The organism is Acidovorax delafieldii (assembly GCF_007993815.1).
In the GTDB taxonomy this organism is placed as follows: domain Bacteria; phylum Pseudomonadota; class Gammaproteobacteria; order Burkholderiales; family Burkholderiaceae_C; genus Acidovorax; species Acidovorax delafieldii.
The window spans coordinates 150,315-165,796 of sequence record NZ_VJWE01000018.1; the positions used below are offsets into that span (position 1 = coordinate 150,315).

The 15,482-nt window shown below is 65.4% G+C and carries 12 protein-coding genes; 11 read left to right on the forward strand and 1 reads right to left on the reverse strand.

Going from position 1 to position 15,482, the window contains the following annotated elements; translation table 11 throughout:
• The first annotated feature begins 55 nt into the window (after positions 1-55).
• Positions 56-604, forward strand: coding sequence for a hypothetical protein (locus tag ATF69_RS21535; protein ID WP_146872227.1), 549 nt, complete (start codon positions 56-58; stop codon positions 602-604).
• A 49-nt stretch (positions 605-653) separates the two neighbouring features.
• On the opposite strand, the gene uraH is transcribed toward ATF69_RS21535, so the two are convergent.
• A complete protein-coding gene (gene uraH, locus ATF69_RS21540; protein WP_099729445.1) occupies positions 654-1,004 on the reverse strand; it encodes a hydroxyisourate hydrolase in 351 nt (116 codons plus the stop codon).
• Between the two features lie 108 nt (positions 1,005-1,112).
• On the opposite strand from uraH, the gene ATF69_RS21545 reads away from it, so the two are divergent.
• From ATF69_RS21545 to ATF69_RS21590, 10 genes are all read left to right on the forward strand, one after another.
• On the forward strand, positions 1,113-1,781 hold the full coding sequence (locus tag ATF69_RS21545) for a GntR family transcriptional regulator (protein ID WP_015012869.1): 669 nt from the start codon (positions 1,113-1,115) through the stop codon (positions 1,779-1,781).
• 13 nt (positions 1,782-1,794) lie between these two features.
• Complete coding sequence (gene puuE, locus ATF69_RS21550; RefSeq protein WP_146872228.1) at positions 1,795-2,775, forward strand: allantoinase PuuE; 981 nt, start codon at positions 1,795-1,797, stop codon at positions 2,773-2,775.
• A gap of 5 nt (positions 2,776-2,780) precedes the next feature.
• On the forward strand, positions 2,781-4,559 hold the full coding sequence (gene uraD / locus ATF69_RS21555; protein ID WP_146872229.1) for a 2-oxo-4-hydroxy-4-carboxy-5-ureidoimidazoline decarboxylase: 1,779 nt from the start codon (positions 2,781-2,783) through the stop codon (positions 4,557-4,559).
• A complete protein-coding gene (locus ATF69_RS21560; protein ID WP_099729443.1) occupies positions 4,556-5,791 on the forward strand; it encodes a M20 family metallopeptidase in 1,236 nt (411 codons plus the stop codon). The genes uraD and ATF69_RS21560 overlap by 4 nt, the downstream gene beginning before the upstream one ends.
• A 168-nt stretch (positions 5,792-5,959) precedes the next feature.
• Positions 5,960-7,747: a gamma-glutamyltransferase gene (ggt, locus tag ATF69_RS21565; protein ID WP_146872230.1), complete on the forward strand. Its 1,788-nt coding sequence runs from the start codon at positions 5,960-5,962 to the stop codon at positions 7,745-7,747.
• 193 nt (positions 7,748-7,940) lie between these two features.
• On the forward strand, positions 7,941-9,221 hold the full coding sequence (locus ATF69_RS21570; protein ID WP_146872231.1) for a C4-dicarboxylate transporter DctA: 1,281 nt from the start codon (positions 7,941-7,943) through the stop codon (positions 9,219-9,221).
• A gap of 38 nt (positions 9,222-9,259) precedes the next feature.
• Positions 9,260-9,964 carry a GntR family transcriptional regulator gene (locus ATF69_RS21575; RefSeq protein WP_099729440.1) on the forward strand — a complete coding sequence of 235 codons (705 nt, stop codon included), beginning with the start codon at positions 9,260-9,262 and terminating at the stop codon, positions 9,962-9,964.
• A 198-nt stretch (positions 9,965-10,162) separates the two neighbouring features.
• Positions 10,163-11,650: a nucleobase:cation symporter-2 family protein gene (locus tag ATF69_RS21580; protein WP_146872232.1), complete on the forward strand. Its 1,488-nt coding sequence runs from the start codon at positions 10,163-10,165 to the stop codon at positions 11,648-11,650.
• Positions 11,651-11,828: 178 nt separating this feature from the next.
• On the forward strand, positions 11,829-14,135 hold the full coding sequence (locus ATF69_RS21585; protein ID WP_146872233.1) for an NADP-dependent malic enzyme: 2,307 nt from the start codon (positions 11,829-11,831) through the stop codon (positions 14,133-14,135).
• A 293-nt stretch (positions 14,136-14,428) separates the two neighbouring features.
• Positions 14,429-15,460 carry an ABC transporter substrate-binding protein gene (locus tag ATF69_RS21590; protein ID WP_146872234.1) on the forward strand — a complete coding sequence of 344 codons (1,032 nt, stop codon included), beginning with the start codon at positions 14,429-14,431 and terminating at the stop codon, positions 15,458-15,460.
• Positions 15,461-15,482 lie beyond the last annotated feature (22 nt).

Sequence of the window (15,482 nt, forward strand, 5' to 3'; positions counted from 1 at the left end):
GTACCACCTTCGCCGCTGGGTTATCGTGCCCGCAGCCTCAGGAACCTTTCACACCATGCCCGACACGCCCTCTCCCCGCTCCACCGGAAAGCGCAGCCACTGGTTGCTGGCAGGCAGCATGGCCGTGGGTGCGGCGCTGGTCTCGGCCTGCAAGTCCCCGCCAGAGCCCACGCCAGCCCCCGCGCCCGACAGCGTCCCCTCCACCGGCCCCGATGCCAGCGGCGTCAAGGGCCCCGTGCCTGCCACGGCCGGATCTGCGCGCCCCTCGGCCGCTGCCACACCGCTGGCCTACCGCCAGGATGCCGCCACGCACCTGTATGGGCTGAACCGCGAACGCATCTTCAAAGGCAAACTGCCGCCGCAGCTGTATGCCATCGGTGTGCTGCAGCTCGACATCGACCGCGCGGGCAAGATCACCCGCCTGCACTGGATGCGCGCCCCGCGCCATGCCCCCGAGGTGGTCACCGAAATCGAGCGCACGGTGCGCGCTGCGGCCCCCTTCCCAGTCCCTGCCCGCATGGGCAAGGTCACCTACACCGAGACCTGGCTGTGGGACAAGAGCGGGCACTTTCAGCTCGATACGCTGACCGAAGGGCAGCTGTAGCAATATCCCCCTGAGCGGCCAGGCCACTTCGGCCGTCAGGCAGCGCTTGCTACGAGCCCCGGTAGGTCGAATAGCTCCAGGGGCTGACCAGCAGCGGCACGTGGTAGTGCTGGTCGGCATGCGCAATGCCGAAGTCCAGGCTCACCTGGTTCAGAAAATTGGGTTCGGGCAGATGCACGCCCCGGGCCTTGAAGTAGCCCGCCACATCAAAGCGCAGCCGGTAGGTGCCGGTGCGCAGGCTGGCGTTGTCGAACAGCGGTGCGTCGGTGCGGCCGTCATGGTTCAGCACCAGGCGCTTGATGAGGGTGGCGTTGTCGCCGTCGGTGGAATACAGGGCCACTTCCATGCCGGCCGCAGGGCAGCCGTTCATGGTGTCCAGAACGTGGGTGCTCAATCCCATGGGGGAATCTCCTGAAGTAAGAGTCTGTCCAATCGGCGACGATTGCCAGATCGCAGTGTGTAGACCAAAAGTGTATACACTTTTCACCATCCACCGTATCATGCAGCCATGGAATCTTCCTCCACCAGCGCCATCGTCGAAGCGCTGACCCGCGCCATCGTAGAACACCGCCTGCAACCCGGCACCAAGCTGGCCGAGCAAAAGCTGGCCGACCACTTTGGCGTGTCACGCACGCTGGTGCGCCAGGCACTGTTTCAACTGGCGCAAAACCGGCTGGTTACGCTGGAGCCCGCACGGGGCGCGTTTGTGGCGACACCCTCGGTCGAGGAGGCGCGCCAGGTGTTTGCCGTGCGCCGCATGCTGGAGACCGAGATGACCCGCGCCTTTGTGCGCAGCGTGACGCCCGCCAAGCTCAAGGCCCTGCGCGCCCACGTGGCCAGCGAGAAGGCCGCCATGGGCACCCACGACGCCAGCACACGCACCGAGTTGCTCGGCGACTTCCATGTGCGCATGGCCGAACTGATGGGCAACGAGGTGCTGGCGCAGATGCTGGGCGACCTGATCTCGCGCTGTGCCCTCATCACGCTGATGTACCAGTCGGCCAGCGCCGCCGAACACTCGCACGAGGAGCACGCCGACATCGTGGCGGCCCTGGCCGCGCGCGACGAAGAACGTGCCGTCGCCTTGATGCAAAGCCACCTCGAACATGTCGAAGCCAGCCTGACCTTTGACCGCAAGCGCCCTGCCAGCGATCTGGCCGCCGCCCTGGCCTCTTGAAAACCACCCCACCATGATCTACGACACCACCCAGGCCTACCCCCGCGACCTTATTGGCTACGGCAAGACCCCGCCCCATGCGCAGTGGCCCGGTAGCGCGCGCATTGCCGTGCAATTCGTCCTGAACTACGAAGAGGGCGGCGAAAACGCGGTGCTGCATGGCGATGCGGGCAGCGAGCAGTTCCTGTCCGAAATGTTCAACCCGGCCAGCTACCCCGAGCGGCACATGAGCATGGAGGGCATTTATGAATACGGATCGCGCGCTGGCGCGTGGCGCATCCTGCGCGAGTTTGAAAAGCGCCAGCTGCCCCTCACGGTGTTTGGCGTGTCCACGGCCCTGCAGCGCCACCCCGACCTCACTGCAGCCTTTGTGGAGCTGGGCCACGAGATTGCCTGCCATGGCCTCAAGTGGATCCACTACCAGCACATCCCAGAAGACGTCGAGCGCGCGCACATGGCCGAGGCCATGGCCATCATCGAGCGCCTCACGGGCCCACGAGGAGGCTCGGAAGGCCAGGTGCACGGCCTGGGCTGGTACACCGGCCGCGACAGCCCCAACACCCACCGACTGGTGGCCGACTACGGCGGCTTTGAATACGACAGCGACTACTACGGGGACGACCTTCCCTTCTGGATGAAGGTGCAAAAGACCGACGGCAGCGTGGTGCCCCAGCTCATCGTGCCCTACACGCTCGATTGCAACGACATGCGCTTTGCGCTGCCCCAGGGCTATTCGCACGCCGACCCGTTCTTCCAGTACATGAAGGACACCTTCGATGCGCTGTATGCCGAGGGCGACCCGGCTGGCGACAACGCACCCAAGATGATGAGCATTGGCATGCACTGCCGCCTGCTGGGCCGCCCGGGCCGCATCACGGCGCTGCAGCGCTTTCTGGATCACATCGCACAGCACGACAAGGTTTGGGTGGCCCGCCGCATCGACATCGCGCGCCACTGGAAGGCCGTGCACCCCTATCCCACCACAAAGGCCTGATGACCATGGCATGGACCCTTGACCAACTGAACGCCGCCACGCCCGCGCAGGCCCTGGAGGCGCTGGACGGCGTGTACGAGCATTCCCCCTGGATTGCCGAGCAGGCGCTCACCCAACGGCCGTTCCGCTCGTTGGCACACCTCAAGCACGCCCTGGCCCACTCGGTGCGCACCGCCAGCACAGAGGCGCAGCTGGGCCTGATCCGCGCCCACCCCGAGCTGGCGGGCAAGGCCATGGTGGCGAAAAGCCTCACCGCCGAGTCGACCAACGAGCAATCCAAGGCGGGCCTGACCCAGTGCACGCCGGACGAATTTGCGCGCATCCAGCAGCTCAATGCGGACTACAACGCACGCTTTGGTTTCCCCTTCATTCTGGCCGTGCGAGGACCGCGTGGCGCGGGGTTGAACAAGCAGCAGATCATCGACACCTTTGCGCGGCGGCTCGATAACCACCCGGAATTCGAGGTGGCAGAGGCCTTGCGCAACATCCACCGCATCGCCGAGATCCGCCTGAACGACAAGTTCGCCGCCGAACCTGTGCTGGGCAATGACGTGTGGGACTGGCATGAAAAGCTGGCCGAACACTCCGACCCCGGCTTTGCCGAAAAGGGCCAGCTCACCGTCACCTACCTCACCGACGCCCACCGGGCCTGCGCCCAGCGCATCAGCCACTGGATGCGCGACTGCGGCTTTGACGAGGTCGAGGTGGACGCCGTGGGCAACGTGGTAGGGCGGTATCGCGCCGCGACGCCCGGGGCGAAGTACCTCATGACGGGCTCGCATTACGACACCGTGCGCAATGGCGGCAAGTATGACGGGCGCCTGGGCATATTTGTGCCCATGGCTTGCGTGCGCGAACTGCACCGCGCGGGCCGGCGCCTGCCGTTTGGCATCGAGGTGATTGCCTTTGCCGAAGAGGAAGGCCAGCGCTACAAGGCCACCTTCCTGGGTTCGGGCGCGCTCATCGGTCACTTCAACCCCGCCTGGCTGGACCAGAAGGATGCCGATGGCGTGACCATGCGCGCGGCCATGCAACACGCTGGGTTGTGTATCGACGACATTGCCAAGCTGCAGCGCGACCCGGCGCAGTACCTGGGCTTCATTGAAGTTCACATCGAACAGGGCCCGGTGCTCAACGAGCTGGATCTGCCGCTGGGCGTGGTCACCTCCATCAATGGGGGTGTGCGGTTTGTGGGCGAGATGATCGGCATCGCGAGCCACGCAGGCACCACCCCCATGGACCGCCGCCGCGATGCGGCCGTGGCTGTGGCTGAGCTGGCGTTGTACATCGAGCAGCGCGCCGCCCAGGACGGGGACTCGGTGGGCACGATCGGCCTGCTCAACGTGCCCGGCGGCTCCATCAATGTGGTGCCGGGCCGCTGCCAGTTCAGCCTGGACCTGCGTGCGCCCACCGATCCGCAACGGGACGCACTGGTGCGCGATGTGCTGGACCACCTGGGCCAGATCGCAGCCCGGCGCGGCCTGCGCTATACGCTGGAGGAATCCATGCGCGCCGCAGCAGCCCCCAGCGCCCCGGCCCTGCAGCACCAGTGGGAGCGTGCTGTGGACCACCTGGGCGTGCCCGTGTTCCGCATGCCCAGTGGGGCAGGCCACGATGCCATGAAGCTGCACGAAATCATGCCGCAGGCCATGCTGTTTGTGCGCGGAGAAAACTCCGGCATCAGCCACAACCCGCTCGAATCCACCACCAACAACGACATGCAACTGGCCGTGGACGCCTTCACCCAGGTGCTGCACCAGCTTGCCGAGGAACCACAACCATGACCACCCCGAACCACCACGCCGCGCTGGACGCCTGGATCGACCAGCACTTTGACGAAGAAGTGCGCTTTCTGCAGGCCCTGGTGCGCGTACCCACCGACACGCCCCCCGGCAACAACGCGCCCCATGCCGAGCGCACCGCCGAGCTGCTGAAGGACTTTGGCTACGAGGCCGAAAAGCACGCCGTGCCCGCCGCTGATGTGTTGGCCTACGGCATGGAATCCATCACCAACCTCATCGTGCGCAGACCGTACGGCAGCGGCGGCAGGACCATCGCCCTGAACGCCCACGGTGACGTGGTGCCGCCCGGCGAAGGCTGGACGCACGACCCCTACGGCGCCGAGATCGTCGATGGCGCCATGTATGGCCGCGCCACCGCCGTGAGCAAGAGCGACTTTGCAAGCTTCACCTTTGCGGTGCGGGCCTTGGAAGCCGTGGCCAGGCCCACCCAGGGCGCGGTAGAGCTGCACTTCACCTACGACGAAGAGTTTGGCGGCGAACTCGGCCCCGGCTGGCTGCTGCAAAAGGGACTGACGAAGCCCGACCTGATGATTGCCGCAGGCTTCAGCTACGAAGTGGTCACCGCCCACAACGGCTGCCTGCAGATGGAAGTGACGGTGCACGGCAAGATGGCCCATGCCGCCGTGCCCCACACCGGAGTAGATGCCCTGCAGGGCGCCGTGCACATCCTGAACGCGCTGTACGCACAGAACGACGAGTACAAGAAGGTCACGTCCAAGGTCGAAGGCATCAAGCACCCCTACCTGAACGTGGGCCGCATCGAGGGCGGCACCAACACCAACGTCGTACCCGGCAAGGTGATGTTCAAGCTCGACCGCCGCATGATCCCCGAGGAAAACCCGGTGGAGGTTGAAGCCAACATCCGCCGCGTGATCGAACAGGCTGCAGGTGAGCGCGCCGGTATCAGCGTGGAGATCAAGCGCCTGCTGCTGGCCAACGCGATGACGCCGCTGGCGGGCAACAAGCCCCTGGTCGATGCGATCCAGCAACATGCCCAGGCCGTGATCGGTGAACCGGTACCCGCCGTGGGCACGCCGCTCTACACCGATGTGCGCCTGTATGTGGAGCGCGGCATTCCCGGCGTGATTTACGGTGCAGGCCCCCGCACGGTCCTCGAATCGCACGCCAAGCGCGCCGACGAGCGCCTGCAGCTCGAAGACCTGCGCCGCGCCACCAAGGTGATTGCACGGACATTGAGCGACTTGCTCGCCTGAGGGCCCACGGGGCAGGAAGTAATGCACGCAGCACATCAGTGCTGCGCTTCAATGTCATGACGAGATTGCCTCTGGCAGCCCTTTGACCGACCTACACTGGCACGGGCGCATCCATCGACTGGGTGCGCCCGTTGTCATTTCCAGATTCCACACACCAGGAGATATCCCATGAACATTCGTCATACGCTGCTGGCTGGCAGCGTTGTGCTGGCCCTGGCCAGCCTCGCGGCCTGCGGCAGCACGCCGCCGGTAGCCACGGCTGCACCCGCGCCCGCAGTGCAGCAGACCGCCTCGGCCCAGGCCGCCAGTGCAGCCTATGACTTCGACATGGATGTGTTCCACCCCGTGGTGGCACGCAATGGCATGGTCGCCTCCGAGCAGGAGCTGGCCTCGCAGATTGGCCTGGACATCCTCAAGGCCGGTGGCAACGCTGTGGATGCGGCCGTGGGCATTGGCTTTGCGCTGGCCGTGGCCCTGCCCAATGCGGGCAACCTGGGTGGTGGCGGCTTCATGATGGTGCACGACGCCAAGACCGGCAAGAGCGTGGCCCTCGACTTCCGCGAAGTGGCGCCATCGAAGGCCACGCGCGACATGTACCTGGATGCCAAGGGCAATGTGGTGGACGGCAAGTCGCTGTACACCCACTATGCCGTGGGCGTGCCCGGTACCGTCGCGGGCATGGAACACGCGCTCAAGAGCTGGGGCACCCTGCCCCTGTCGCGTGTGATCGCCCCGGCCATCGAACTGGCGGACAAGGGCTTCCCGGTGAGCGAAACGCTCGCCAAGATACTGCAGCAAGAGAAGAAGAACATGGGCAAGTGGCCTGCCACCCAGGCCATCTTCTGGAAGAACGGCGAACCCCTGAAGGTGGGCGACCCGCTGGTGCAAAAAGACCTGGCGCAATCCATGCGCCTCATCGCACAGCAGGGCGCCAAGGCGTTCTACGAAGGCGAGATCGCCCAGAAGATCGCCGCCGAAATGGCACCCCACGCAGGCGCCATCACCCTGCAAGACCTGCGCGAATACAAGGTGGCCGAACGCGTCCCCACGCGTGGCACCTACCGTGGCTACGAGATCGTGACCATGCCGCCACCCTCCTCGGGCGGCCCGCACCTGGTGCAGATCCTGAACATGCTGGAGCCCCTGCCCCTGGCCCAGTGGGGCCCCAACAGCGCGCAGACCATCCACCACATGGCCGAGAGCAGCAAGCTGGCATACGCCGACCGCTCCGAATACCTGGGCGACCCAGACTTCGTGAAGATCCCGCTGAAGGGCCTGACCTCCAAGCGCTATGCCGAATCGCTGGCCAAGGGCATCGACCCCAACCGCGCACGCCCGGCCAAGGAGATCAAGCCCGGCCAGCCACAGCCGTATGAGAGCGACCAGACCACCCACTACTCGGTGGTGGACAAGGCCGGCAACGCCGTGGCCGTGACCTACACGCTGAACACCAACTTCGGCAGCGGCATCGTCGCCAAGGGCACGGGCATCCTGCTCAACAACGAGATGGACGACTTCTCGGCCAAGCCCGGTGTGGCCAATGCCTATGGCCTGGTCGGTGGCGACGCGAACGCAGTGGCCGCCAAGAAGCGCCCCTTGTCGTCCATGACGCCCACCCTGGTGCTCAAGGACGGCAAGCCCACACTGGTGACCGGCAGCCCTGGCGGCGCGCGCATCATCACCACGGTGCTGCAGACGGTGGTCAACACCATCGACTTCGGCATGAACCCTGCGGAGGCCGCAGCGGCACCCCGCGTGCACCACCAGTGGACGCCGGACGAGCTGCGCGTGGAAAAGGGCCTCTCGCCCGACACCATTGCCCTGCTCAAGCAACGCGGCCACAACATCGCGGTCAAGCCTTCGATGGGCCGCACGCAGACCATCCAGATCCGTGGCGGCGCGCTGTACGGCTACTCGGACCCCCGCAACCCCGACGGCAAGACACTCGGCTACTGATTGCCAGCGCCCGCTTCATGCGGGCGGTCTGTACTTGTCAACATTTGCGAGGCCACGCCCCACAAGGGCGTGGCCTTTTTATTGCCGCCTCTGGCAACCCCATGCGGGCATACCCTCATACCGCCACTCTTCAGACTTGCCTACAGTTCTTGTATGCAAGATTTGCGTTCAAAAAGCTACTGAAGGAGTTGGCATGCCCCGGTTTTTCAAATCCCTTTTTGGTCAGGTGGTGCTGGCCTTGATAGCCGGTGTGGTGGTGGGCCTTGTGTGGCCCGACACTGCCATTGGGCTCAAGCCCCTGGGAGACGGCTTCATCAAGCTCATCAAGATGCTCATCCCGCTCATCGTCTTCTGCGTGGTGGTGCATGGCATTGCAGGCACTGGCGACCTGCAGCGGGTAGGCCGGGTGGGCGTCAAATCGCTGATCTACTTCGAGGTGGTCACCTCCATCGCCCTGGTGCTGGGCCTGGCACTGGCGTTCTGGTTCGAGCCCGGCGTGGGCATGAACGTGGACCCCAAGGCGCTGGACCCCAAAGCCATGGGCGCCTACGCGGAAAACGCCAGCAAGCTCACCGGCGGCGGCTTCACCGACTTCTTGCTCAAGCTCATTCCCACCACCGCCGTGAGCGCGTTTGCCAACGGCGATGTGCTGCAGGTTCTGCTGTTTTCCATCGTTTTTGGCTGCGCCCTGGCATTGATCGGTGAGCGCGGGGCGCGGGTCACCGGCCTGATCGACGACCTGTCGCATGTGCTGTTCAAGACCATGGGCCTGATCATCAAACTCGCACCGTTGGGTGTGCTGGGCGCCATCGCGTTCACCGTGGGCAAATACGGCCTGGGTTCCCTCAAACAGCTGGGCATGCTGGTGGCGCTGTTCTACGCCGCGGTGGTCATCTTCGTCGTGGTGGTGCTGGGCCTCATCATGCGGGTGTCGGGCTTCAGCCTGTTCAAGCTGCTGCGCTATCTGCGCGAGGAACTGGCCGTGGTGTTTGCCACCACGTCGTCCGACAGCGTGCTGCCCCAGATCATGGCCAAGCTCAAGCACATGGGCATCCGCGATTCGACCGTGGGCCTGGTGATCCCCACGGGCTACTCGTTTAACCTGGACGCGTTCTCGATCTACATCACACTGGCCGCCGTGTTCATCGCCCAGGCCACCAACACGCCGATTTCCATGGCCGACCTGCTGACGATCCTGGCGATCTCGCTGGTCACCTCCAAGGGTGCACACGGCGTGCCCGGCTCGGCCATCGTCGTGCTGGCAGCCACCTTGCAGGCAATCCCTGCAATCCCGGCGATTGGCCTGGTGCTGGTGTTGTCGGTGGACTGGTTCATGGGCATCGCCCGCGCGCTGGGCAACCTCATTGGCAACTGTGTCGCCACCGTGGCCGTGGCAGCCTGGGAAGGCGACATCGACCGCGAACGCGCCCACGCCGTGCTGGACGGCCGCGAGCCACCCTCGCCGCGTGCCTGATCGGGCAAGCCCCCGACACAGCACGCGACAATTCGGCCATGAGCATCAACCAGACCCAGATCGCCCAGCAGGTGGTGGAATCCATCCTGGCGCAAAAACTCTCGCCCGGCGAGCGCCTGGGCGAGCAGGAGCTGGCCGATCTGTTCGGCGTGAGCCGCACGCTGGTGCGCGAGGCCCTGATGCAGCTGCAGGCACGGGGCTTTGTGGAAGTGCGCTCGCGCCGGGGCTGGTACGTGGTGGAGCCCTCGGTGGAGGATGCACGCGACGCGTTCTCCGCCCGGCGCATCATCGAATCAGGCATCCTGGCCGATGCGGGCCGCCCGCTGCAGAGCGTGACCCGCCGCCTGCGTGCGCACATCGCCGACGAACAGCAGGCCATCGAAGGCGCTGACGCTGCCACACGCGCCTTTTTGCTCGCAGATTTCCACGTCTGCCTGGCCGAAGCGATGGGCCACCGCAGCCTGAGCGACATCCTGCGCGACCTCACGGCGCGCACCACCCTGGCCGCGTCGCTGTACCAGTCGCAGCACGCGGCCAGCCAGTCTTGTGCGGAGCATGCCGCCATTGTGGAGGCGCTGGAGGCCGGCAACACCACCCTGGCCCGCGAACGCATGCTCGCCCACATTGGCCATGTGGAAGGCGCCCTCAACCCCGGCCAGCCGCTGGTCCGCGACCGCCTGCGCGAGTCGCTGGCACCGCTGACCAGCCAACGCACCAAGGCGGCATCCACGGACCTGGGCTAGCCCACGCCGGACGCGCCCGGCCCCCAAGCTCCCCATCGCCTGCGTCCACGGCCGGCGGGTAATTTGCTGCGCCCCTCTAAGGGTTAACCGGGATAAGCGCGCCCGGTCATTTTGTATACGATTTTTGTATGGACATCTGTGCACCATTCGGCACAGGTTTCCATTCCGTATTCAAAAACCAACCCCCGAAGGACACCCATGAACCCGCCCGTACACCCCGTGGACGAACACCTGCCCCTGGGGCGACTGACGGCGCTGGGCCTGCAGCATGTGCTGGTGATGTATGCGGGCGCCGTGGCGGTGCCACTCATCGTGGGCCGCGCGCTCAACCTCACGCCCGACCAAGTGGCCAAACTGATCTCGGCCGACCTGTTTGTGTGCGGGCTGGTCACATTGATTCAGGCGCTGGGCGCCTCGCGCTGGTTTGGCATTCAGCTGCCGGTGATGATGGGGGTGACCTTTGCCTCGGTGGCGCCCATGATCTCGATGGCGCAGACCACCGGCGGCACCGCCGGGGCCGGGCTGATCTTTGGCTCGGTGATTGGCGCGGGGGTGATCTCCATCCTGATCGCTCCGCTGGTGAGCCGCATGCTCCGTTTCTTCCCGCCGGTGGTCACCGGCACCATCATTGCGGTCATCGGCATCAGCCTGATGCGCGTGGGCATCAACTGGATCTTTGGCAACCCCGTCGGCCCCACGGCGCCCAGCGTGCCCAACCCCGAGCACCTCAAGTGGCTGGCCGATGCGCAGGCTGCTGCCGGAGCCCCCGGCTCGTCACTGCCACCGGTGCCCAAGGGGTTTGCGGTGGTGCCCACGGTGCCCAACCCCAAGTACGCCGATCTGACCGGTGTGGGCATCTCGGGCCTGGTGCTGCTGTCCATCCTGCTGATTGCCAAATTTGCCAAGGGCTTCATCGCCAACATCTCGGTGCTGCTGGGCATCGTCATTGGTGCGGTGGTGGCCGTGGCGCTGGGCATGATGAACTTCGACAAGGTGGCCAAGGCGCAGTGGTTTGACCTGGTGCTGCCGTTCGAGATTGCCGGCCCCGTGTTCGACCCCATCCTGATCCTGACCATGACCCTGGTGATGATCGTGGTCATGATCGAATCCACCGGCATGTTCCTGGCCCTGGGCGAGATGACCGACCGCAAGGTGGACCAGGCAGCCCTCACGCGCGGCCTGCGCACCGACGGCCTGGGCACGCTGCTGGGCGGCATCTTCAACACCTTTCCGTACACCAGCTTCTCGCAGAACGTAGGTCTGGTCGCCGTCACCGGCGTCAAGAGCCGCTTTGTCTGCGTGGCGGGTGGTGTGATCCTGATCGTGCTGGGCGTGCTGCCCAAGATGGCCGCACTGGTCGAGTCGCTGCCCACCATGGTGCTGGGGGGCGCGGGGCTGGTGATGTTCGGCATGGTGGCGGCCACGGGCATCCGCATCCTGGGCGGGGTGGACTTCAAGACCAACCGCTTCAACGCCATGATCGTGGCCGTTTCCATCGGCGTGGGCATGGTGCCGCTGATCGCGCCCAACTTCCGCCAGTGGATGCCACACGCCATCCACCCGCTGATCGAATCCGGTATCCTCCTGGCCTCGATCACGGCGGTGGCCCTGAACGTTTTCTTCAATGGCGCCAGCCGCGACACCTCCGCCGCTGTCAACGCCGCACGCCAGGCCGACGCCCACTAGCATCCCGCCTGCCCGCTGCCGAAAACCTGCCACTGCCCGCGTGGCCCCGCCCCCTGTCTGCCACGGCTGCCAGGGGGTTTTGGCTTCATGCTGCATACGCATAAACCTGCATGTCCGCCGCCCACGCCATCGGGTACCCTTGTTTTTGCTTTCCGCCCAGGACTTCCAGGATTTCCGCATGACACAGAACATTTCCGCCGCCGAACAGGCCCTGCGCGACGCTGCGCGCGAATACCACCGCAACCCCACCCGGGGCAAGATTTCGGTCACCCCCACCAAGCCTTTGTCCAACCAGCGCGACCTGTCGCTGGCCTACTCGCCAGGCGTGGCTTACCCATGCCTGGACATCGCTGCCGACCCCTCCAAGGCGTTTGACTACACCTCGCGCGGCAACCTGGTCGCGGTGATCACCAACGGCACGGCGGTGCTGGGCCTGGGTGACATCGGCCCGCTGGCCAGCAAGCCGGTGATGGAAGGCAAGGGCTGCCTGTTCAAGAAGTTCGCGGGCGTCGATGTGTTCGACATCGAACTGGCCGAACGCGACCCCGACAAGCTCATCGAGATCATCGCGGCGCTGGAACCCACGCTGGGCGGCATCAACCTCGAAGACATCAAGGCGCCCGAGTGCTTCTACATCGAACGCGAACTCAGCAAGCGCATGAACATCCCGGTGTTCCATGACGACCAGCACGGCACGGCCATCATCAGCAGCGCGGCGCTGCTCAATGGCCTGGAGCTGGTGGGCAAGCAGATCGACCAGGTCAAGATCGCCGTGTCTGGCGCGGGAGCGGCCGCCATTGCCTGCCTGAACGTGATGGTGGGCCTGGGCGTGAAGATCGAGAACGTCTTCGTGTGCGACTCCAAGGGCGTGATCTACGAAGGCCGCCCCGGAGGCTACGACGAATCCAAGGCGGCCTACGCGCAAAAGACCGACGCCCGCACGCTGGCCGATGCAGTCAACGGCGCCGACGTGTTCCTGGGCTGCTCGGCCCCCGGCGTGCTCACGGCCGAGATGGTCAAGACCATGGGTCCCAAGCCCATCATCCTGGCCCTGGCCAACCCCGAGCCTGAAATCCGCCCCGAGCTGGCCAAGGCCATCCGCCCCGACTGCATCATCGCCACGGGCCGCTCGGACTACCCGAACCAGGTCAACAACGTCCTGTGCTTCCCGTACATCTTCCGCGGCGCGCTGGACTGCGGCGCCACCAAGATCACCGAGGCCATGAAGCTGGCCTGCGTGCGCCAGATCGCCGACCTGGCCAAGGCCGACATCAGTGAAGAAGTGGCCAGCGCCTATGCAGGCAAAGAGCTGACCTTCGGCCCTGACTACCTCATCCCCACGCCGTTCGACTCGCGCCTGATCCTCAAGATCGCGCCCGCCGTGGCCAAGGCCGCTGCTGAATCGGGCGTGGCCACACGCCCCATCGAAGACATGGAGGCCTACAAGGAAACGCTGTCGCGCTTTGTCTACCAGACCGGCATGCTGATGCGCCCCGTGATCAACGCGGCCAAGGCCCTGCCCAATGCACAAAAGCGCGTGGCCTACGCCGACGGTGAAGACGAACGCGCCCTGCGCGCCGCGCAGATGGCCATCGACGACAAGATCGCCACGCCCATCCTCATCGGCCGCCCCGCCGTGATTGCCGCGCGCATTGCCAAGGCCGGCCTGCGCATGCAGCTGGGCAAGGACGTGGAGGTGTGCAACCCCGAGGACGACCCGCGCTTTCGCCAGTACTGGGAGCACTACCACCAGCTGATGAAGCGCAACGGCGCTTCGCCCGAAGTGGCCAAGGCTGCTGTGCGCCGGTCCAACACCATCATTGCCTCGCTGATGGTGAAGCTGGGCGATGCCGACGCCATGATCTGCGGCCTGGTGGGCACGTATGAAACGCACCTGGAGCGCATCCACAGCATCATCGGCCGCCAGGAAGGCGCCAACAACTACGCGGCGCTGAACGCGCTGATGACCAACCGGGGCACGCTGTTCATTGCCGACACCTATGTGAACGAAGACCCCACGGCCCAGCAGCTGGCGGACATCGCCTGGATGTCGGTGCAGGAGGTGCAACGCTTTGGCATCCCACCCAAGGTCGCCTTCCTGTCGCACTCCAGCTATGGCTCGTCCAAGCGCGCATCGGCCCGCAAGATGCGCGAGGCGCGCGACCTGTTCGTGGCCGCCCACCCCGAGATCGAGTGTGATGGCGAGCTGCACGGCGATGCCGCGCTGGAGCCGAACATCCGCAACGCCTACATGGCGGATTCGACCCTGACGGACTCGGCCAACCTGCTGATCTGCCCCAACCTGGATGCTGCCAACATCCTCTACAACGTGCTGAAGACGACCACAAGCGGTGGCGTGACGGTGGGCCCCATCCTGATGGGTGCCGCTGCCACGGCCTACATCCTGACCCCGGCCGCCACTGTGCGCCGCGTGCTCAACATGACGGCCCTGGCCGTGGCCAGCGCTGCTGCTCGGCCACGCTGAGCGCGTTGTGCCGTGCTGACCGTGCGCAGTCCATGATCAGGCCTGCCCACACACCGTTTCAACGGGGCCCACGGGCCCCGTTTTTCATGGGCAAGCCAACCCCTCACCCGGCGCATGCACCATTTCGGGAAACCCAGCATGCTGACGCGCACCACTTCGGTGAACAATGGGGCGCAGCAAAGCACCCGCGTACACAAACCGGGCATCGTTTTTGCTGACTGCAGGACCATGGCCCATCAAAGGGGCCAGAGCCTTCCCTCACCGAATTTCCCCTCGCCCGACAGGAGCCCCGAATGAAAAAAAGACTGTTCATGCAAACCGCCGCCGCCCTGGCTCTGATCGGCAGCGCATCGCTGGCCCAGGCGCAGGCCACCACGCCCATCAAGTTCCAGCTGGACTGGCGTTTTGAAGGCCCAGCCGCGCTGTTCCTGCAGCCTGTGGCCAAGGGCTATTTCAAGGCCGCAGGCCTGGACGTGACGGTGGATGCAGGCAACGGCTCCGGCGGTGCTGTGCAGCGCGTGGCCTCGGGCACGTACGACATGGGTTTTGCCGACCTGGCCGCGGTGATGGAGTTCCACGCCAACAACCCCGACGCGCAGAACAAGCCCGTGGCGGTGATGGTGGTCTACAACAACACGCCCGCCTCGGTCATGGCGTTGAAAAAGAGCGGCATCACCAAGCCCGCCGACCTGGCCGGCAAGAAGCTGGGCGCCCCCGTTTTTGACGCAGGCCGCCGCGCGTTCCCCATCTTCCAGAAAGCCAACGGCATCGGCGCCGTGACCTGGACCGCCATGGACCCCCCACTGCGCGAAACCATGCTGGTGCGCGGCGACGTGGACGCCATCACCGGCTTCACCTTCACCTCGCTGCTCAACCTGGAAGCCCGGGGCGCCAAGGCCGCCGATGTGGTGGTGCTGCCCTACGCCGACTTCGGCGTGAAGCTGTACGGCAATGTGATCATCGCATCGCCCAAGCTCATCAAGGAGAACCCGGCCGCGATCAAGGCGTTCCTGTCGGCCTTCACCAAGGGCGCCAAGGAAGTCATTGCCAACCCCGCAGCCTCCATCGAATACGTCAAGGCGCGCGACGGCATCGTGAACGTGCCGCTCGAAACCCGCCGCCTGCAGCTGGCCATCGACACGGTGATCAACAGCCCCGACGCCCGCGCCGAAGGCTTTGGCCAACTCAAGCCCGGCCGCCTCTCGCTGATGGCGTCGCAGGTGTCCGATGCGTTCAACACCAAGACCCGCGTGAACGCCGACGATGTGTGGAACGCCAGCTTTCTGCCCAGCGCGGCCGAGCTGAACATCCTGCCGAAGAAGTGACACCCCCTGAGTCGCTTCGCGC

Bases quoted from the DNA above. Each gene is read 5' to 3' on its own strand.
- ATF69_RS21535 (WP_146872227.1), top strand. From the start codon at position 56: ATGCCCGACACGCCCTCTCCCCGCTCCACCGGAAAGCGCAGCCACTGG.
- uraH (WP_099729445.1), bottom strand. From the start codon at position 1,004: ATGGGATTGAGCACCCACGTTCTGGACACCATGAACGGCTGCCCTGCG.
- ATF69_RS21545 (WP_015012869.1), top strand. From the start codon at position 1,113: ATGGAATCTTCCTCCACCAGCGCCATCGTCGAAGCGCTGACCCGCGCC.
- puuE (WP_146872228.1), top strand. From the start codon at position 1,795: ATGATCTACGACACCACCCAGGCCTACCCCCGCGACCTTATTGGCTAC.
- uraD (WP_146872229.1), top strand. From the start codon at position 2,781: ATGGCATGGACCCTTGACCAACTGAACGCCGCCACGCCCGCGCAGGCC.
- ATF69_RS21560 (WP_099729443.1), top strand. From the start codon at position 4,556: ATGACCACCCCGAACCACCACGCCGCGCTGGACGCCTGGATCGACCAG.
- ggt (WP_146872230.1), top strand. From the start codon at position 5,960: ATGAACATTCGTCATACGCTGCTGGCTGGCAGCGTTGTGCTGGCCCTG.
- ATF69_RS21570 (WP_146872231.1), top strand. From the start codon at position 7,941: ATGCCCCGGTTTTTCAAATCCCTTTTTGGTCAGGTGGTGCTGGCCTTG.
- ATF69_RS21575 (WP_099729440.1), top strand. From the start codon at position 9,260: ATGAGCATCAACCAGACCCAGATCGCCCAGCAGGTGGTGGAATCCATC.
- ATF69_RS21580 (WP_146872232.1), top strand. From the start codon at position 10,163: ATGAACCCGCCCGTACACCCCGTGGACGAACACCTGCCCCTGGGGCGA.
- ATF69_RS21585 (WP_146872233.1), top strand. From the start codon at position 11,829: ATGACACAGAACATTTCCGCCGCCGAACAGGCCCTGCGCGACGCTGCG.
- ATF69_RS21590 (WP_146872234.1), top strand. From the start codon at position 14,429: ATGAAAAAAAGACTGTTCATGCAAACCGCCGCCGCCCTGGCTCTGATC.